The organism is Streptomyces sp. NPDC034670, from assembly GCF_055574875.1.
On sequence record NZ_JBVITR010000025.1, the window covers coordinates 75200 to 94481 of the forward strand.

Annotated in this window: 12 protein-coding genes; 7 read left to right on the forward strand and 5 right to left on the reverse strand. The window is 72.2% G+C overall.

Features of this window, described 5'->3' with window-relative positions; all coding sequences use genetic code 11:
• Window positions 1–104 precede the first annotated feature (104 nt).
• Window positions 105–1619, reverse strand: a complete 1515-nt coding sequence (locus ACZ56B_RS18440) for a YibE/F family protein (RefSeq protein ID WP_468791100.1) — start codon at window positions 1617–1619, stop codon at window positions 105–107.
• 253 nt (window positions 1620–1872) lie between these two features.
• Here ACZ56B_RS18440 and thiC point away from each other — a divergent pair, with 253 nt between their 5' ends.
• Window positions 1873–3669, forward strand: a complete 1797-nt coding sequence (gene thiC, locus ACZ56B_RS18445) for a phosphomethylpyrimidine synthase ThiC (protein WP_468791102.1) — start codon at window positions 1873–1875, stop codon at window positions 3667–3669.
• A gap of 123 nt (window positions 3670–3792) precedes the next feature.
• Window positions 3793–5238, forward strand: coding sequence for a VWA domain-containing protein (locus ACZ56B_RS18450; RefSeq protein WP_468791104.1), 1446 nt, complete (start codon window positions 3793–3795; stop codon window positions 5236–5238).
• A gap of 133 nt (window positions 5239–5371) precedes the next feature.
• Here ACZ56B_RS18450 and ACZ56B_RS18455 read toward each other — a convergent pair whose 3' ends face one another.
• The 3 genes from ACZ56B_RS18455 to ACZ56B_RS18465 form a co-directional block, all read right to left on the reverse strand.
• Complete coding sequence (locus ACZ56B_RS18455) at window positions 5372–6229, reverse strand: hypothetical protein (RefSeq protein WP_468791106.1); 858 nt, start codon at window positions 6227–6229, stop codon at window positions 5372–5374.
• Between the two features lie 183 nt (window positions 6230–6412).
• A complete protein-coding gene (locus tag ACZ56B_RS18460) occupies window positions 6413–7504 on the reverse strand; it encodes a metallophosphoesterase (protein WP_468791108.1) in 1092 nt (363 codons plus the stop codon).
• Window positions 7505–7902: 398 nt separating this feature from the next.
• Entirely contained in the window at window positions 7903–9015 is a 1113-nt protein-coding gene (locus ACZ56B_RS18465) for a LacI family DNA-binding transcriptional regulator (protein ID WP_468791110.1), read from the reverse strand.
• Window positions 9016–9455: 440 nt separating this feature from the next.
• On the opposite strand from ACZ56B_RS18465, the gene hisC reads away from it, so the two are divergent.
• From hisC to ACZ56B_RS18490, 5 genes are all read left to right on the forward strand, one after another.
• A complete protein-coding gene (gene hisC, locus ACZ56B_RS18470) occupies window positions 9456–10535 on the forward strand; it encodes a histidinol-phosphate transaminase (RefSeq protein WP_468791112.1) in 1080 nt (359 codons plus the stop codon).
• Between the two features lie 352 nt (window positions 10536–10887).
• Window positions 10888–12393 carry a cytochrome ubiquinol oxidase subunit I gene (locus tag ACZ56B_RS18475; protein ID WP_468791114.1) on the forward strand — a complete coding sequence of 502 codons (1506 nt, stop codon included), beginning with the start codon at window positions 10888–10890 and terminating at the stop codon, window positions 12391–12393.
• A 20-nt stretch (window positions 12394–12413) separates the two neighbouring features.
• Complete coding sequence (cydB, locus tag ACZ56B_RS18480; protein WP_468791116.1) at window positions 12414–13418, forward strand: cytochrome d ubiquinol oxidase subunit II; 1005 nt, start codon at window positions 12414–12416, stop codon at window positions 13416–13418.
• A 12-nt stretch (window positions 13419–13430) separates the two neighbouring features.
• Window positions 13431–16937 carry a thiol reductant ABC exporter subunit CydD gene (gene cydD, locus ACZ56B_RS18485; protein ID WP_468791118.1) on the forward strand — a complete coding sequence of 1169 codons (3507 nt, stop codon included), beginning with the start codon at window positions 13431–13433 and terminating at the stop codon, window positions 16935–16937.
• Window positions 16938–17110: 173 nt separating this feature from the next.
• Window positions 17111–18169, forward strand: coding sequence for a M23 family metallopeptidase (locus ACZ56B_RS18490; protein ID WP_468791120.1), 1059 nt, complete (start codon window positions 17111–17113; stop codon window positions 18167–18169).
• 3 nt (window positions 18170–18172) lie between these two features.
• Here the strand turns inward: ACZ56B_RS18490 and ACZ56B_RS18495 are convergent, their stop codons facing one another.
• Window positions 18173–19117, reverse strand: coding sequence for a Cof-type HAD-IIB family hydrolase (locus ACZ56B_RS18495; protein WP_468791122.1), 945 nt, complete (start codon window positions 19115–19117; stop codon window positions 18173–18175).
• Window positions 19118–19282: the final 165 nt, after the last annotated feature.

Here is a 19282-nt window from a genome sequence, read left to right on the forward strand (position 1 = left end):
GCCCCCCCACCTACCCGCCCCCCCCCCCCCCCCCCCCCCCCCCCCCGCTCCCCCCCCCCCCCCCCCCCCCCCCCCCCCCCCCCCCCCCCCCCCCCGGGCCCGCGTCAGCGCTTACGGCGCCTTCCCCTCCCGCCGCGTGCCGGGACCGGCGGGGCGTCCTGTGCCGGGACCTGGACCGCCGGCCGGTCGGCCGAGACCACCAGGGCGGCCAGGGCCGTGGTGACCGGCACCGAGGCGACCAGGCCGATCGAGCCGATCAGGGTCCGTACGATCTCCTCCGCGACCAGCTCGCTGTTCGCGACCGTCCCCACGCTGCTCTGCGCGATGGAGAACAGCAGCAGCAGGGGCAGTGCGGCGCCCGCATAGGCGAGGACGAGGGTGTTGACCACGGAAGCGATGTGATCGCGGCCGATGCGGATGCCGGCGCGGTACAGCCCGCGCCGGCCCATCAACGGGTTGGCCTCGTGCAGTTCCCAGACCGCGGAGGTCTGCGTGACCGTCACGTCGTCGAGGACGCCGAGCGAGCCGATGATGACGCCGGCCAGCAGCAGACCGCTCATGTCGATCTCCGGGTACAGCCCGTGGATCAGACCGGTGTTGTCGTCCGTGTTGCCGGTCAGCGCGGCCCAGCCGATGAACACCGAACCGAGGATGCCGATCAGCAGCAGGGAGACCAGTGTGCCGAGTACCGCCACGGACGTACGCGCCGACAGCCCGTGACACAGGTAGAGCGCGACCAGCATGATCGCACTGGCCCCCACCACCGCCACGACCAGCGGGTTCGAGCCCTGCAGGATCGCGGGCAGGATGAAGAAGTTCAGCACCAGGAAACTGACCGCCAGCGAGACCAGCGCCATCACGCCGCGCAGTCGGCCCACGGCCACCACGGCGAGCGCGAAGACGCCGGCGAGCAGCGCCAAGGGGAAGCGCCGGTTCACGTCGGTGACCGAGTACTGCAGGTCCTCCGGCGCGGAGGGCTCGTAGGCGACCACGACCTCCTGGCCCTCGCTCAACTGCCGGGACTGGTCCGGCTGCACGATCTCGGTGAACGTACGGCCCTTGTCCTTGCCGGTGTCGACCCGGACGGTCGCCTTCTTGCAGGTGCCGGTCGCCTGCTGCTGGGCCGAGGAGCCCTCGGCGGTGGAGGTGTCGCCGGTCGGGACGCCTCCGGAGGCGTTGACGGACTGGCAGCTCACCCCGACCACTTCGGTGACCGTGGCGTGCTGGGTCTGCCGGTCGAAACCGACGCCGGTGCGTTCGTGTCCCGGGGTGCCGCCCGGCCACAGAACGGCGAGGCCGACCAGCACCGCCGCGGCGAACGGAATCAGGATCGCCGCGATGACCCTGCGCAGGTGCCGGGAGACGGGAGCCGCCGGACCGTGGCTGTGCCCGTGCGAGTGGCCGTGTCCGCCCCCGGAAGGCCCCCCGTGGCCGGGGCTGCCGCCGGAGCCTCCTCCGCGGCCGTCCCCACCCGGACGAGGGCCGCTGAGGTGTCTGCCGTCGTTCCCACGCCCCATCGGGTGGCCGGCTCCGGCCCCTCGGTCACGGCCGCCGTTTCCGGCGCCGGATCCGCGGGGTGGCTCGGGCGGTGGGTACGAGGGAGGTTGCATCGAGGTCACCGACCGATCATCGCAAGAACAGGAGGGGCCCTCTGGTCACCGCGCCAGAGGGGACGCTAGCGTGGAGGCACCTTTTGTACACGCGGGAGCTCGGAGCACCGGGCTGAGAGGGCGCTGACCTCCGTCCCAGCGACGTTTCACATGAAACATCACCGATGCGCGTGATGTTTCCCACGGGACGTCGGCAGACGGAAACCGCTGCGTCGACCGCCGAACCTGTTACCGGGTAATGCCGGCGTAGGGAGTAGGTCTCATGACCAACAAGGACGCACGCACGCCTGCCTCCACGCAGACCCCGACGGAGACGTCGGCGAGCGGAGAGGGCGGGAAGTCCATCGGCTGGCACAAGGCGTACATCGAGGGCGCACGTTCCGATCTGCGGGTGCCGGTCCGTCAGGTGCATCTCACCAACGGGCAGTCGGTCACGTTGTACGACACGTCGGGGCCGTACACCGATCCACTCGTCGACACCGACGTCCGCCGGGGCCTGCCCCCGCTGCGGGAGAACTGGATCATCGCCCGCGGCGACACGGAGGAGTACGCGGGCCGTCCCGTCCGTCCCGAGGACGACGGGATCAAGCACACCTCGCCGCGTGGCGGCCTGCGCAATCTCGACGCGGTCTTCCCCGGCCGGCCGCGCCAGCCGCGCCGGGGCCGCGAAGGCCGGGCGGTCACGCAGCTGGCGTACGCGCGCCGGGGCGAGATCACGCCCGAGATGGAGTTCGTGGCGCTCCGGGAGAACGTCTCCCCCGAGGTGGTCCGTGAGGAGATCGCGGCGGGCCGGGCGGTGCTCCCGGCCAACGTCAACCACCCGGAGACCGAGCCGATGATCATCGGCAAGCGGTTCCTGGTGAAGGTCAACGCCAACATCGGCAACTCGGCGGTGACCTCCTCCATCGAGGAGGAGGTGGAGAAGATGACCTGGGCGACCCGCTGGGGCGCCGACACGGTGATGGACCTCTCCACCGGCCGCAACATCCACACCACCCGGGAGTGGGTGCTGCGCAACTCCCCCGTGCCCATCGGCACCGTGCCGCTGTACCAGGCACTGGAGAAGGTCGACGGCAGGGCCGAGGAACTGACCTGGGAGATCTACAAGGACACGGTCATCGAACAGGCCGAGCAGGGCGTGGACTACATGACGGTCCACGCCGGCGTGCGGCTCGCGTACGTACCGCTCACCGCGAACCGCAAGACCGGCATCGTCTCGCGCGGCGGCTCGATCATGGCCGCGTGGTGCCTGGCGCACCACAAGGAGTCGTTCCTCTACGAGAACTTCGAGGAGCTCTGCGAGATCCTCGCCGCGTACGACGTCACGTACTCGCTCGGCGACGGTCTCAGGCCCGGCTCGATCGCGGACGCCAACGACGAGGCGCAGTTCGCGGAGCTGCGCACGCTCGGCGAACTCAACCGGATCGCGAAGCGCTTCCACGTGCAGACCATGATCGAGGGCCCGGGACACGTCCCGATGCACAAGATCAAGGAGAACATCGACCTCCAGCAGGAGATCTGCGAGGAGGCCCCGTTCTACACGCTCGGTCCGCTGACGACGGACGTCGCACCGGGGTACGACCACATCACCTCCGGCATCGGCGCCGCGATGATCGCCTGGTGGGGCACGGCCATGCTCTGCTACGTCACGCCCAAGGAGCACCTGGGCCTGCCCCACCGCGACGACGTCAAGACCGGTGTCATCACCTACAAGATCGCCGCTCACGCCGCCGACCTCGCCAAGGGGCACCCGGGCGCACAGGAGTGGGACGACGCGCTGTCCGACGCCCGCTTCGAGTTCCGGTGGGAGGACCAGTTCAACCTCGCCCTCGACCCGGACACGGCGCGTGAGTTCCACGACGAGACCCTTCCGGCCGAACCGGCCAAGACGGCTCACTTCTGCTCGATGTGCGGGCCGAAGTTCTGCTCGATGAAGATCTCGCAGGACATCCGCCGGGAGCACGGCGGCAGTCGGGCCGAGATCGAGGAGGGCATGGCGCAGAAGGCGAAGGAGTTCGCGGCCGCGGGCAACCGCGTGTACCTGCCGATCGTGGACTGAGGTCCCCCGGGGGCGGTGCTCGCGGCCGGCGGACCGCGAGCACCGCCCTTCCGCGGTACGCCGTCCGCAGGGGTCGCCGGGGCCTTCCTCCCCTTCGCGGTGCCGCTCGGCCAGACTGGTCCCATGACAGCGAGTTCCATGAGCAAGGGATCCAACCTCCCCGTCGACGCCCCCGCGGTGCGCGTCGAGCTCGCCTGGGCGGCCGGGCCCGGGGTGCCCGACCTCGACGCCTCGGCCCTGCTCCTCACGGGGGCGGGACGGGTGCGGGACGACGGTGACTTCGTTTTCTACAACCAGCCGCGGCACGCGTCGGGCGCCGTCACGCACCTGGGGAAGCGGAGTGCCGCCGGGGCCGCGGCCGACACGGTGGAGGTGGACCTGCGCTCGCTGGAACCGGCCGTCGAGCGGATCGTGCTGTGCGCGTCGGCGGACGGCGGAACGTTCGGCCAGGTGCCGGGGCTGGCGCTCCGGCTGCTCGACGCCGGGACGGGGACCGAGATCGCGCGGTTCGACATGGCGGCCGGAACGGAGACCGCGTTCATCGGCGGCGAGCTGTACCGGCGCCAGGGGAAGTGGAAGTTCCGCGCGGTGGGGCAGGGGTACGCCTCCGGGCTCGCCGGCCTGGCCACCGACTTCGGCATCACCGTGGACGACGCCCCTCCGGTGACCGGCGGCTCCCCGGCGGCCACCGCCCCCGCGCCCCCGGCCGCACCGGTACCGCCCTCCGCGCCCTTCCCGCCGGCACCGCCGGCACCGCCGGTTCCCACGGAGACCGCCCCGCCCTCCGGCCCCCGGGCAGGCGCGCCGCGGCTCACCAGGGGCGAGGAGCGGCTGCCCGTGGACATGCGCAAGCGGTTGTCCCTGCGCAAGGAACAGGTGGCGGTCAGTCTGCGCAAGCACGGGGCCGCCGGGATCACCGCGCGCGTCGTCCTCGTCCTGGACGCCTCCGGGTCCATGGCCCCCCTGTACGCCAAGGGCGTCGTGACCGATGTCGTCGAGCGCGTGGCCGCCGTCGCCGCCCAGCTGGACGACGACGGGGAGATGCAGGCCTGGACGTTCGCCTCGAACCCGGCCAGGCTGCCCGATCTGCGGATCGGCGAGCTTCCCGAGTGGCTGCGGCTGCACGTGCGGGTGGGGGAGATGGGTCTCTTCCGGCGCGGACGGAAGAAGGGGCTGGACCCCCGCCAGGTCGACATGCGGGAGGTGGGCATCCAGAACGAGGAACAGAAGGTCATCGCCGAGGTCCGGGCGTACGTCCGGGAGAACCCCGTCTCCGTGCCGACCCTCGTGCTGTTCTTCTCCGACGGCGGCGTCTACCGCAACGCCGAGATCGAGCGGGAGCTGCGCGAGGCCGTCGAGGAGCCGGTCTTCTGGCAGTTCGTGGGGCTGGGCCGGTCGAACTACGGCGTGCTGGAGCGGTTCGACACGCTGCCCGGGCGCCGCGTCGACAACGTCGGTTTCTTCGCCGTCGACGACATCGGCACCGTGCCGGACCCGGAGCTGTACGACCGTCTGCTGTCCGAGTTCCCGCTGTGGGTCACGGCTGCGCGGCAGGCGGGCGTCCTCTGACCGCGCACGGCGGCGACGCACCACGGGAACGTACTCCGGGAAGGCACCGCTCGCTCGGCTCGCGCCCTCCGGCGCGGGGCCCCGGAAGGCTCCGCGCCGCAAGGAGGCGCGAGCCGGCGGCCGGGCCGTCCGGCTACTCCGGCCGGTGTTCCGGTCCCCCGAAGTCCGGACTCGAGTAGTCCGGGCTCGAGTAGCTCGGCCGCGGACCGCGGGCCGGGCCTTCGCCGGGGCTGGTGAAACCCGGCCGGTCGTAACCGAGGTGCGGCATGCGGCTGGTCGGCGCGGGCGGCGTCGTGCGACGCGGTGCGGTGGCCGCCGGATCGGCGAGCGCGTCCCGCAGGAACGGCAGGATCCCCCGTTCCAGCAGTGCCTCGCGCCAGGCGTCCCTGGCCCGGGCCAGCTCCCCGTCGCGGGCGTCGTACGGGGCGGCGAGGGCCGAGGGCTTGTTGCGCAGCGCGGTGAGCAGCAGACCCACCGCGGCGACGAGGACGGCGACCGCCGTCACGGCGCCGAACACCCAGCCGGTGGTGAGGAGGGTCCGGGCGAACGCGGCGTCGGAGTCGAGCATCCGCAGGACGTAGCCGACGAGCAGGAATATCGCGGCGGCGGCGCCGGCCAGGACGGGCGCCAGGACGGCGACGACGGCGACGGCGCCCGCGCCGGTGGCCTCGGCGACCTCTCCCACGGTGGCGGCGAGCCCTCCCGCGTGCGCGCCCGGCCCGGCGGAGTCGGAGTCGCGGGCGGCCGGCACCGGCGGCCGGCGCAGCTCCTCGCGAATCTTCACGTAGTGCTGGTACTCGGTCGCCGCGGCCGCCGTGATGATCGCGGTGGCGCCCAGCGCCATCGTGCGCAGTTGTTCGGGGCTGAGCCGCCGGCCGACGGCGGTCAGTTCCGGGCGGTGTGGTGCGGAGCGCAGCGCCTCATCGAGAATCCGCTCGTATTCCGCGCGGTCCTCGTTCGACAGGTACTGCGGAACGCTGTTCATGTGCATCCCCCGATGCTCCGTAGGGCTTGGGGCTCGGCATGCTGACGAGCCGTCGGGCAGAAACGGAGGGGAGCCTGCTACGGATAAGCCGATGGTAGAGCGGTGACGCCGCGCGGTGACAGGGGGTTTACCGAAATTGCCGCGTGTGCGATGCGGGCGCGGGCCGCCGGACGACGGCCCCGCGAACCGTCAGGCGTCGAGCGGCAGTTGCTGGACCAGCAGTTTTCCGGCCATCGTGACGCCGCCGTCCATGGCGATGGCGAGGCCGTCGGCGTAGACGTGCGGTCCCGAGACCACGGGGCCGGTGTCGTCCTCGCCGTCCTCGGACCCGACCTCGCCCAGCAGGTACGGAATGGGGCTGTGGCCGTGGACGACCCGGGTGCCGCCGTACGTGTCCAGCAGGGAGCGCACCGCGTCGGCACCGCCCTCGTCGCGGAAGGAGAACCGCTTGGTGAACTTCCGGAACAGGTCCCAGACCTCGTCCGCGTCGTTGCGGGTGAGCGTTTCTCGGACGGTGTCGTTGACCTCTTCGATGGAGCGGCCGTAGTCGAGGTAGGCGGTGGTGTCGGAGTGGAGCAGCAGATGGCCGTCGACCTTCTCGACGGCGTCGAGGCGGGCCATCCACTGCAGGTGGTGGTCCTGGAGGCGGTCCATGTCCGTCTTCTGGCCGCCGTTGAGCAGCCAGGCCGCCTGGAAGGTGGCGGTGCCCGCGCCGGAGTTGACGGGGGTGTCGCCGAACCGCTTGGCGCCGAGCAGCAGCAGCTCGTGGTTGCCCATGAGGGCCTTGCAGTAGCCGCCGGCCGCGGCGGCCTCCGCGGAGAGCCGCATCACGAGGTCGATGACGCCGATGCCGTCCGGGCCGCGGTCGGTGAAGTCGCCGAGGAACCACAGCCGCGCGGTACCGGCGCACCACTGTCCCGCGGAGTCGATGAGGCCCTGCTCCTGGAGGGCGGCCACCAGCTCGTCGAGGTAGCCGTGGACGTCGCCGACCACGTACAGCGGGCCGGGACCGGCGGTGGGCTGCGGGGCGGGCACGGAGGCGGGGTCGACGGTCACCTGAACAGTGTCCCCCCGATTGATGACGGGGAGGTCCCGCTGGGTGGGGGTGTACCCCTCCGGGTAGGCCTCCTCGGACGGCGGGACGACGTCACCCGGGTGGACGCTCCGGACGTACGGACCGGTTTCGTGGACGTACGCGGGCACCCGGAAGTCACGCAGTGTCGCCGTCCGCTCCACTTCGGGTCCCTGACCGGCCCCCTGAGTCATCGACCCCTCCACCATCGCGCCGCATCTGCACCGCGTCGGACTGCCTGGTCGCAGCGGCCCGCGGTGTCGTGGGCCCATCATAGGAATGCGGATCGCGCCATGTGATGACCCAGGGGTGGTGAATCGGAGCAAGCCTCCCGTTCACCGGGGCTTTCGCCCCGTTTGGGCCGGTATTCAACCGACCCGCGATCTTGCCCGCCGCGGCTGCCGTGCGCGGGGACGGCCGTTCCCCCCGAGGGCCGGATCGTTTCCCGGAGGGGTGGCGCGGGGACGGCACCGCTTCACTCCTGCGGACGTGAGGGCTTCGGCGCCCGGGCCGCGTTCCCGGGAGGCCGTCCCGCCCCCGGTCACCCGGGCCCGTCGCCTCGCCCCGGGCCTCCCGGGCCGCTGCCCCGCTCCGCGCAGGCGCCGCCTCAGGCCCCCTTCGGCGACCTCGGCGGGCTGACCGTCGTCCGGGGCGGCCGGCGCTGCGAGGAGGTGCGCACGATCAGCTCGGTCGGTATCACCTGCTCCACCGGCTGGTCGGAGGAGGCCCCTTCGATGGCGTCGATGAGCAGCTGGACCGCGGCCGTGCCGATGCGCCGCGGTTTCAGGGAGAGCGTGGTGAGGGGCGGCTCGGTGCTCGCGTAGACGGTGGACTCGCTGCAGCAGACGAGCAGCAGGTCGTCCGGGACGCGCAGGCCGTAGCGCCGGGCGGCGGCGAGCAGGTCGGTGCCGTTCGGATCGAACAGCCCGTAGACGGCGTCGGGGCGGTCGGGGCGGGCGAGCAGCCGGTCGGCGGCGACGGCGCCCGCGCACGGGTCGTGCGCCGGGTAGGACTCGTACACCGGGTCCTGGCCGACCCGCTCGCACCAGTGCAGGTACGCGGTGGTCGACAGGCGGGTGTACGTGTCGGTCGTCGTCCCGGTGAGCAGGCCGATGCGGCGGGCTCCGGCGTCGGCGAGGTGGTCGAGGACGCCGAGGACCGCGGCCTCGTGGTCGTTGTCGACCCAGGCCGTGACCGGCAGCGAGCCGGCGGGCCGGCCGTCGGAGACGACCGGTAAGCCCTGGCGCACCAGCTCGCTGACGACCGGGTCCTGGTCGGAGGGGTCGATGACGACCGTGCCGTCCAGGGCGACGTTGGACCACATGTCGTGGCGGGACGTCGCGGGGAGGATGACGAGGGCGTAGCCGCGGGCGAGTGCGGCGGAGGTGGCGGCGCGCGCCATCTCGGCGAAGTACGCGAACTCCGTGAAGGTGAAAGGTTCATCCCCGTAGGTCGTCACGGTCAGGCCGATGAGCCCGGACTTGCCGGTGCGGAGCGTGCGGGCGGCGGCCGAGGGGCGGTACCCCAGTCTGTCGGCGACCTCACGGACGTGGCGCCGGGTGGCGTCCGGGAGCCGCCCCTTGCCGTTGAGGGCGTCGGAGACGGTCGTGATGGAGACTCCGGCGGCGGCGGCCACGTCCCTGATGCCCGCTCGACCCGGCCGGTTGCCTCGGCGTGAGGTTTCCGCGCGGCTCACCTGGTGCTTCCCTGCTGCTGTCATGGCGAGCCGATAGTAGGGCTCATGCGGTGGGGTAGGGCGGACGCATATGCACGCATTGGCAGGCACGTTTCTGCAAGATTATTCGGGGCCGGTTCCCTTGCAAAGCAAGGAAGTTGAGCGCTTGCATGCCAGTAACTGGCGTGTGGGTGCATGCGGGCCTGTCGAGGGTGTGATGTTGCGAAGAGGTCTCAACTCACCTGCAAGGGGGATGCGCGCCACGGCGCAAGCCACCGGCGCGTAGATATATGTGCAGCGCGCCCCTGGCTCACGCGCCTTTCCTGCGCCTTCGGGTGATGTTGCCCGTGTTGCCGGTGGGACAGGTGAGGCTGCGCGAGCGGCTTCGACGCACCTATACGCAGCGGCGCCGAATCCTCATATGGTGAGCAGTATTGGATGTCGGCGGCGGTCATGGGCCGCCGGTCTTCGCGAGGAGGACTGCGGTGAGCGAGACGAGCCCCAAGCTGCGCGCCGAGCTGGAGGGGATCCCCACGTACAAGCCGGGCAAGCCGGCGTCGGCCGATGGGCCGGTGGCCTACAAGCTGTCCTCCAACGAGAATCCCTACCCGCCGCTTCCGGGTGTGATGGAGACCGTCACGGCCGCGGCCTCCTCCTTCAACCGCTACCCGGACATGGCCTGCACGGCCCTGATGGCCGAGCTGTCCGAACGCTTCGCCGTCCCGGCTTCCCACCTGGCCACCGGCACCGGGTCGGTCGGTGTCGCCCAGCAGCTGCTGCAGGCCACCTCGGGCCCTGGCGACGAGGTGATCTACGCCTGGCGGTCGTTCGAGGCGTACCCGATCATCACCCAGATCAGCGGTGCCGCGTCCGTGCAGGTCCCGCTGACGCCGGGCGAGGTGCACGACCTGGACGCGATGGCCGCGGCGATCACCGACCGGACCCGGCTCATCTTCGTCTGCAACCCCAACAACCCGACCGGCACGGTGGTGAGGCGGGCCGAGCTGGAGCGCTTCCTCGACCGGGTGCCCGACGACGTCCTGGTGGTGCTCGACGAGGCCTACCGCGAGTTCATCCGGGACCCCGAGGTGCCGGACGGCGTCGAGATCTACCGGGAGCGGCCCAATGTCTGCGTTCTGCGGACCTTCTCCAAGGCGTACGGCCTGGCGGGGCTGAGGGTCGGTTTCGCGATCGCCCACGAGCCGGTGGCCGCGGCGCTGCGCAAGACGGCGGTGCCGTTCGGGGTGAGCCAGATCGCGCAGGACGCGGCGATCGCGTCGCTGCGGGCCGAGGACGAGCTCATCGGCCGGGTCGGCTCGCTGGTGTGTGAGCGCAACCGTGTGAGGGACGCGCTGCGTGATCAGGGCTGGACGGTGCCCGAGAGCCAGGCCAACTTCGTGTGGCTGCGGCTCGGGGAGCGCACGGGGGAGTTCGCGCAGGTGTGTGAGCAGGCGGGCGTGGTCATCCGGCCGTTCGCCGGCGAGGGCGTACGGGTGACGATCGGAGAGACCGAGGCGAACGACATCTTCCTGAAGGTGGCGGGGGGCTTCCACAAGCAGCTCTAGCAGCGCGGGCTCCGCTCCGTGAGGGCCCGGGCCCCGCACGTCCTCCACCGGCCGGCGACCGAGTCGTCGGCCGGTTTGCTGCGTGATGCCCGTTTCACGTGGAACGGGCGCTGACGGTGGGGCTCGCCGCCGGCGCGCGGCTGCGAGGCTCGCCCCCGCGTCAACAGGTCGTAGAAGTTGCCGCACAGGGATTGACGTCACAGGGGACCCCCCTTCCGGGTCCGAAAAGCAGTGCGCCATAATTGCTTGTGAATGTGAACGCGTTCACAAGCGGATCCCGTTTTCCCGAGTTGCGGGGGACGAACGGGGTCAAACGGCCGCTGCTGACCGCGGCGAAGTAAGGAGCGACGACGTGGATCTGGCTCTGGCGCCGGAGACCCTGGCGCGGTGGCAGTTCGGTATCACCACCGTCTACCACTTCCTCTTCGTTCCCCTGACGATCTCGCTGGCCGCCCTCACCGCCGGGCTGCAGACCGCCTGGGTGCGCACGGGGAAGGAGAAGTACCTCAAGGCGACGAAGTTCTGGGGCAAGCTCTTCCTGATCAACATCGCGATGGGTGTGGTCACCGGCATCGTGCAGGAGTTCCAGTTCGGCATGAACTGGTCCGACTACTCGCGGTTCGTCGGTGACGTCTTCGGCGCCCCGCTGGCCTTCGAGGCGCTGATCGCCTTCTTCTTCGAGTCGACCTTCATCGGCCTGTGGATCTTCGGCTGGGACAAGCTGCCCAAGAAGATCCACCTGGCCTGCATCTGGATGGTCTCGTTCGGCACGCTGGTCTCGGCGTACTTCATCCTCGCGGCCAACTCCTGGATGCAGCACCCGGTCGGCTACCGGATCAACGAGGAGAAGGGCCGCGCCGAGCTCACCGACTTCTGGCTGGTACTCACCCAGAACACCGCGCTCAACCAGGTCTTCCACAGCTTCTCGGCGGCCTTCCTCACCGGCGGCGCCTTCATGGTGGGCATCGCCGCCTTCCACCTGATGCGGGGGAAGCACATCCCGGTGATGCGCACCTCGCTCCGGCTCGGCCTGGTCACCCTGGCGGTCGGGGGCCTGTTCACCGCGGTCAGCGGCGACACCCTCGGCAAGGTCATGTACGAGCAGCAGCCGATGAAGATGGCCGCCGCCGAGGCCCTGTGGGACGGCGAGGGACCGGCACCCTTCTCCGTGTTCGCCTACGGGGACGTCGACGAGGGGCACAACAAGGTCGCCCTGGAGATCCCCGGCCTGCTGTCCTTCCTGGCCCACGGCGACTTCGAGTCACACGTGCCCGGCATCAACGACACCAACGAGGCCCTGCAGGAGCAGTTCGGTCCCGGTGACTACAAGCCCATCGTCCCCGTCGCCTACTGGGGCTTCCGCTGGATGATCGGCTTCGGCATGGCCTCCTTCTCGCTCGGCCTCCTCGGGCTGTGGCTCACGCGGAAGAAGTTCCTGCTGCCGGCCGCCCTGCGCACCGGGGAGGACGAGGTGCCGCACCTGGTGCTGCTGAGGAAGCCGCTCGGAGCGAAGCTGTCCCGGCTGTACTGGCTCCTGGCGCTGTGGACGATGGGGTTCCCGCTGATCGCCAACGCCTGGGGCTGGATCTTCACCGAGATGGGCCGTCAGCCCTGGGTCGTCTACGGCGTGATGCAGACCAGGCACGCCGTCTCCCCCGGCGTGTCCCAGGCCGAGGTCATCACCTCGATGACCGTCTTCACCCTGCTCTACGCCGTCCTGGCCGTCATCGAGGTCAAGCTGCTCGCCAAGTACGTCAAGGCGGGACCGCCCGAGCTCACCGAGTCCGACCTCAACCCGCCCACGAAGCTCGGCGGCGACCTCCGTGACGCCGACAAGCCGATGGCCTTCTCGTACTAGGCCGAGGGAGCTGCACCGTCATGGAACTGCACGACGTCTGGTTCGTACTGATCGCCGTCCTGTGGATCGGCTACTTCTTCCTCGAGGGCTTCGACTTCGGGGTCGGGGTGCTCACCCGGCTGCTCGCCCGCGACCGCACCGAGAAGCGGGTGCTGATCAACACCATCGGCCCCGTCTGGGACGGCAACGAGGTGTGGCTGCTCACGGCGGGCGGTGCGACCTTCGCCGCCTTCCCCGAGTGGTACGCCACGCTCTTCTCCGGCTTCTACCTGCCCCTGCTGGTCATCCTGATCTGCCTGATCATCCGCGGTGTCGCCTTCGAGTACCGGGTGAAGCGGCCGGAGGAGCACTGGCAGCGCAACTGGGAGACGGCGATCTTCTGGACCTCGCTGATCCCCGCCTTCCTGTGGGGCGTGGCCTTCGGGAACATCGTCCGGGGCGTGAGGATCGACGCCGAGTTCGAGTACGTGGGCACCGTCTGGGACCTGCTCAATCCGTACGCCCTGCTGGGCGGCCTGGTCACCCTCACGCTGTTCACCTTCCACGGGACGGTGTTCACGGCGCTCAAGACGGTCGGGGAGATCCGGGAACGGGCGCGGCGCCTCGCGCTGCGCCTGGGGCTCGTCACGGCGGTCCTGGCGTCGGCCTTCCTGCTGTGGACGCAGGCCGACCGGGGGGACGGCACGAGCCTGGTCGCGCTGGTCGTCGCCGTGGCTTCGCTGGTCGCCGCGCTGCTCGCGAACCAGGCGGGGCGCGAGGGCTGGTCGTTCACGCTGTCCGGCCTCACCATCGTGGCCGCCGTGGCGATGCTCTTCCTGACGCTCTTCCCGAACGTCATGCCGTCCACGCTCGACGCGGACTGGAGCCTCACCGTCACCAACGCATCCTCCAGCCCCTACACCCTGAAGATCATGACCTGGCTCACCGTGATCGCCCTGCCGCTCGTGCTGCTCTACCAGGGCTGGACCTACTGGGTGTTCCGCAAGCGGATCGGCACCCAGCACATCGCCGACCCCGCGCACTGAGGTGTGTTTCACGTGAAACCAATCGACCCGCGACTGCTCCGGTACGCCCGTGCCACCCGGTTCTTCCTGGTGGCGGTCGTCGGCCTGGGCGCCGTCGGCGCGGGGCTGGTCGTCGCCCAGGCCGTGCTCATCGCCGAGATCGTGGTGGGCGCCTTCCAGCGCGGCATGTCCGCCGGCGAACTCGGCGCTCCCCTGCTGCTCCTCGTCGCTGTCGCGGTCGGCCGTGCGCTGGTCGGCTGGCTCACCGAGCTGGCCGCCCACCGGGCGAGCGCCGCGGTGAAGTCGGAGCTGCGGGGGCGGCTGCTGGAACGGGCGGCGGCGCTGGGCCCGGGGTGGCTGAGCGGACAGCGCACCGGTTCGCTCGTCGCCCTGGCGACCCGCGGGGTCGACGCCCTCGACGACTACTTCTCGCGCTACCTCCCCCAGCTGGGGCTCGCGGTGGTCGTACCGGTGGCGGTGCTGGCACGCATCGTCACCGAGGACTGGGTCTCGGCGGCCATCATCGCCGGCACCCTGCCCCTCATCCCGGTCTTCATGGTGCTGATCGGCTGGGTCACCCAGCACCGGATGGACCGCCAGTGGCTGCTGCTGTCCCGTCTGTCCGGGCACTTCCTGGACGTCGTCGCCGGGCTGCCGACGCTGAAGGTGTTCGGGCGGGCCAAGGCGCAGGCCGAGTCGATCCGCCGGATCACCGCGGAGTACCGGCGGGCGACCATGCGGACGCTGCGGATCGCCTTCATCTCCTCCTTCGCGCTGGAACTGCTCTCCACCCTCTCGGTGGCCCTGGTCGCGGTGACGATGGGCATGCGGCTCGTGTACGGCGACGCGGACCTCGTCGTCGGCCTGGTCATCCTGATCCTCGCGCCCGAGGCGTACCTGCCGCTGCGGCAGGTCGGGACGCAGTACCACGCGGCGGCGGAGGGGCTCGCGGCGGCCGAGGAGATCTTCTCGGTGCTGGAGACGCCCGTTCCGGCGTCGGGCACCGGAGCCGTACCGACGGGCGGTCTGTCCTTCGAGGGGGTGACGGTCCGCTACCCCGGCCGCTCCGAGGACGCCGTGTCGGACGCGTCCTTCACCGTCGCCCCGGGGGAGACGGTCGCGCTCGTCGGGCCGAGCGGGGCGGGCAAGTCCACCCTGCTGAACGCGCTGCTGGGGTTCGTCCGGCCGGCCGCGGGACGGGTGCGGATCGGGGGGACGGACCTTGCCGAGCTCGACCTGACCGCGTGGCACCGCCGGGTGGCCTGGGTGCCGCAACGGCCGCACCTGTACGCCGGGACGATCGCGGAGAACGTACGGCTGGCCCGGCCGGACGCGGACGACGTGGCCGTGCGGCGCGCCCTGCGGGACGCCGGTGCGCTGGAGTTCGTGGACGCGCTGCCCGAGGGCACCGGCACCGTGCTCGGCGAGGACGGGGCGGGGCTGTCCGCGGGACAGCGGCAGCGGCTGGCGCTCGCCCGGGCCTTCCTCGCGGACCGGCCCGTCCTGCTGCTCGACGAGCCGACGGCCGCGCTGGACGGTGCGACCGAGGCCGAGGTCGTGGCGGCGGTACGGCGGCTGGCGGCCGGGCGGACGGTGCTGCTGGTGGTGCACCGGCCGGCGCTGCTGGCCGTCGCGGACCGGGTGGTGCGGCTCGCGGCGCCGGCCCCCGACGGCGGCGGTGAGCCCGTGCGCCGGGGGACCGGTACCGCACCGGTCCCCGAGGTGGCGCCCGTGCCGGAGAGCGGGCCCGCCGAGCCCGGCGCGGACCCGGCTCCGGGCGGTGTGCTCGACCGTGTCCGCGCCGTGTCCGGCGCCCGGCGGGGGAGGCTCGCGCTCGCGCTGCTGTTCGGCACGCTCGCCCTGGGCAGTGCCGTCGGGCTCATGGCCACGTCCGGGTGGCTCATCTCCCGGGCCTCGCAACAGCCGCCCGTGCTGTACCTGATGGTGGCCGTGACGGCGACCCGGGCCTTCGGCATCGGGCGGGCCGTGTTCCGCTACGCCGAGCGGCTGGTGTCCCACGACGCGGTCCTGCGCATGCTGGCCGACATCAGGGTCGCGGTGTTCCGGCGGCTGGAGCGGCTGGCGCCCGCCGGGCTCCGCGAGACGCGCCGGGGCGACCTGCTCTCCCGGCTGGTCGCCGACGTGGACGCCCTCCAGGACTACTGGCTGCGGTGGCTGCTGCCGGCCGGTGCGGCCGTCGTGGTCTCCGCGCTCTCGGTCGGCTTCACGGCCTGGCTGCTGCCCGAGGCCGGGGCCGTGCTCGCGGCCGGACTGCTGGCGGCGGGGGCCGGGGTGCCCCTGCTCACCGGGGCCGTGGCCCGGCGCGCGGAACGCCGGCTGGCACCCGCCCGGGGAGTGCTCGCGACCCGGGTGACCGATCTGCTCACCGGCACCGCGGAGCTGACCGTCGCCGGCGCCCTGCCCGCGCGGACCGCCGAGGCGCGGCGGGCCGACGGCACGCTCACCCGGATCGCCTCGCGCGCCGCCACCGCCACCGCGCTCGGCGACGGGCTCACCGCACTGGTCTCCGGCCTGACCGTCGCGGCCGCCGCGCTCGTCGGCGTGCAGGCGGTGGCCGCCGGCCGGCTGGACGGCGTGGCGCTGGCCGTCGTCGTCCTCACCCCGCTGGCCGCGTTCGAGGCCGTCCTCGGGATGCCGCTCGCCGTGCAGTACCGGCAGCGGGTGCGCCGGAGCGCCGAACGCGTGTACGAGGTGCTGGACGCCCCGGTGCCCGTACGGGAACCGGAGCGGCCCCGGAAGGCGCCCGCGTCGCCGTTCCCCCTGGTGGTCAAGGGGCTGAGCGCCCGGTACGCCGGGCAGGACCGGGACGCGCTCGCCGGGCTGGACCTGACGCTGGGGCGGGGCCGCCGGATCGCGGTGGTCGGCCCGTCCGGATCCGGCAAGACGACGCTCGCGCAGGTGCTGCTGCGGTTCCTGGACCCGGAGGCCGGCGCGTACACGCTGGCCGGGGTGGACGCGTACGCCCTGGACGGCGACGACGTACGGCGGCTGGTCGGGCTGTGTGCGCAGGACGCGCACCTCTTCGACAGCACGGTGCGGGAGAACCTGCTGCTCGCCCGGCGGGACGCGAGCGAGGACGACCTGCGCGACGTGCTCGCCCGGGTCCGGCTGCTGGAGTGGGCCGACGGCCTGCCGGACGGGCTCGACACGCTCGTCGGCGAGCACGGGGCGCGGTTGTCCGGCGGGCAGCGGCAGCGGCTGGCACTGGCCCGGGCCCTGCTCGCGGACTTCCCCGTGCTGGTGCTGGACGAGCCCGCGGAGCATCTCGACCTGCCGACCGCGGACGCGCTCACCGCCGATCTGCTGGCCGCCACCGAGGGCCGTACGACGCTGCTCATCACCCACCGGCTGGCGGGTCTGGAGGCGGTGGACGAGGTCCTCGTGCTGGACGAGGGGCGCGTGGTGCAGCGCGGTCCGTACACCGAACTGGCCGCCGTCGACGGCGCGTTGCGGTCGATGGTGCAGCGGGAGGCGGAGTCGGACCCGCGGGTGGGCGCCGGCCGGGGCCGGCCGGCCTGACCCGCCGACCGGGCACCGGCCGGCCGCTTCGCGCGTGACGCGACGTCAACCGGCACCCGGGGGGCAGTCGTTCGGCGACATGGCGGTACCGCTGGTCCATCCGGGGTGTTCGGTCCCCCATGCGTACGATCTGAACAGTGCTGTGCGCCGGGCCGGGGGTCAGGATCGCAGGCATGCGTCTCACCCGCCGTCACCCGCTGCTCGTCGTCGTGCTGCTGTGTGCTCTCGCCGTGCTCGCCGCCCGGCCCGCCGACGGCGACGACGGCCACGTTCCCGGCCACGGCTCCGCATCCGGCATCAGCGCGCAGGTGGCGCGGCTGTACGAGGAAGCGGCGGTGGCGACCGAGCGGTACGAGGAAGGGCGCCGGGAGGCCGAGGAACGGAAGGCCGAGATGCGGCGGCTGGAGGAGCAGCTCGACCGCGAGCGGCGGGAGACGGCCGGCCTGCACGGGGAACTGGGACGGATCGCCAGCTCCCAGTACCGCAGCGGCGGCGGGCTGCCGCTCGCCGCGCACATGATCCTCGCGGACGACCCGGAGGGGCTGATGCGTGGTCAGTGGGCCGTGCGGCAGGCGCAGCTGTCGCTGGACCGGGCGATCGAGAAGAGCGAGCGGGCCGAGGCACGGCTCGCCCGGGACGAGGCGAAGGCCGCGGCGGCGTGGGAGAGGCTGCAGAAGCAGAACGCGGAACTCGCCGCTCTGAAGCAGAGCATCGAGCGGAAGCTCGAAACGGCGCGGTGGGAACTCCAGGGCCGGGCGGACGCCTCGGTCGCGGCCGGCTCCTGTCCCGGTGCGGTCCGGCTCGACCAGCCGGAGACGCGGTTCACCACCTCCTGGGTGGCGCCGTTGGAGACGTACGAGATGTCCGCGTCCTACGGCAGCGGCGGCGCGCGGTGGGCGAACCGGCACACCGGACAGGACTTCGCGGTGCCGATCGGCACACCGGTCCGGGCCGTGGGCGCCGGCAGGGTGGTGAAGGTCTCCTGCGGAGGTGCCTTCGGCATCGAGGTCGTGCTGGAGCACTCGAACGGCTACTACACCCAGTACGCCCACCTCGCCGCCGTCGCCGTCGACCAGGGCGACCGGGTCTCGGCCGGGCAGTGGATCGGCCAGGCCGGTACCAGCGGAAACTCCACCGGACCGCACCTCCACTTCGAGGTGCGGGTCACCCAGGAGATGGGTTCGGCGGTGAACCCGGTGTCGTGGCTGGCGCAGCGCGGGGTGTCGCTCTGAGGACTACAGCCGCTCGTTCAGCAACTGCTCGATCACCACGGCCACCCCGTCGTCGTTGTTGGCGACCGTGCGCCCCGACGCGGCGGCGACGGCGTCCGGGTGGGCGTTGCCCATCGCGTAGGACCGGCCCGCCCAGGTCAGCATCTCGACGTCGTTGGGCATGTCCCCGAACGCGACGACCTCCTCGTGGGAGATGCCGCGCTCGGCGCAGCACAGGGCGAGCGTACTGGCCTTGGACACGTCGGGACCGCTGAGCTCCAGCAGGGCGCTGGGGCTGGAGCGGGTGACGTTGGCGCGGTCGCCGACGGCGAGCCGGGCCAGGGTGAGGAAGGCGTCGGGGTCGATCTCGGGGTGGTAGGCGAGGATCTTCAGCACCGGCTCCCCGGCGGTGGGGGCGTCCGGAGCGAGGAGGTCCTCGGCGGGGGCGAGAACGTCCGGGACCTCCCTGTGCAGTTCGGGGTAGGCCGGTTCCTGGTGGAAGCCGTAGGTCTGCTCGACGGCGTACACCGTGCCCGGCGCGGCCTCGCGCAGCAGTCGTACGGCGTCCAGCGCGTTCTCCCGGGCCAGCTCCCGCACCTTCACGAAGCGGTGTGCGCCGGGTCCGCCGTGCAGGTCGACGACGGCCGCGCCGTTGCCGCAGATGGCGAGCCCGTGGCCGTGGACGTGATCGCTGACGACGTCCATCCAGCGGGCCGGGCGGCCGGTGACGAAGAAGACCTCGATGCCCGCCTCCTCGGCGGCGGCCAGCGCGTCGACCGTGCGGGGGGACACCGACTTGTCGTCGCGCAGCAGGGTGCCGTCCAGGTCGGTGGCGATGAGCCGCGGGGGAAGGATGGGGGTGCCTCCCTGCTTCTGGGGATGCCCCCGCTCGAGCGGAGCCGGGGGCGGGGGAACCGTCGAGAACGTGGGGGAGGCCGGGGTCTCGGGCTGCCGGGTCGCTGAGGTCACCCGGTCATTGTCCCGCATATGCCCGCACGACCGTGCGGCACTGTGCACATCTGAGTGATTACCGCCCTGGGGGCGGGGGGGGGGGGGGGGGGGGGGGGGGGGGGGGGGGGGGGGGGGGGGGGGGGGGGGGGGGGGGGGGGGGGGGGGGGGGGGCGGGGGGAGGGG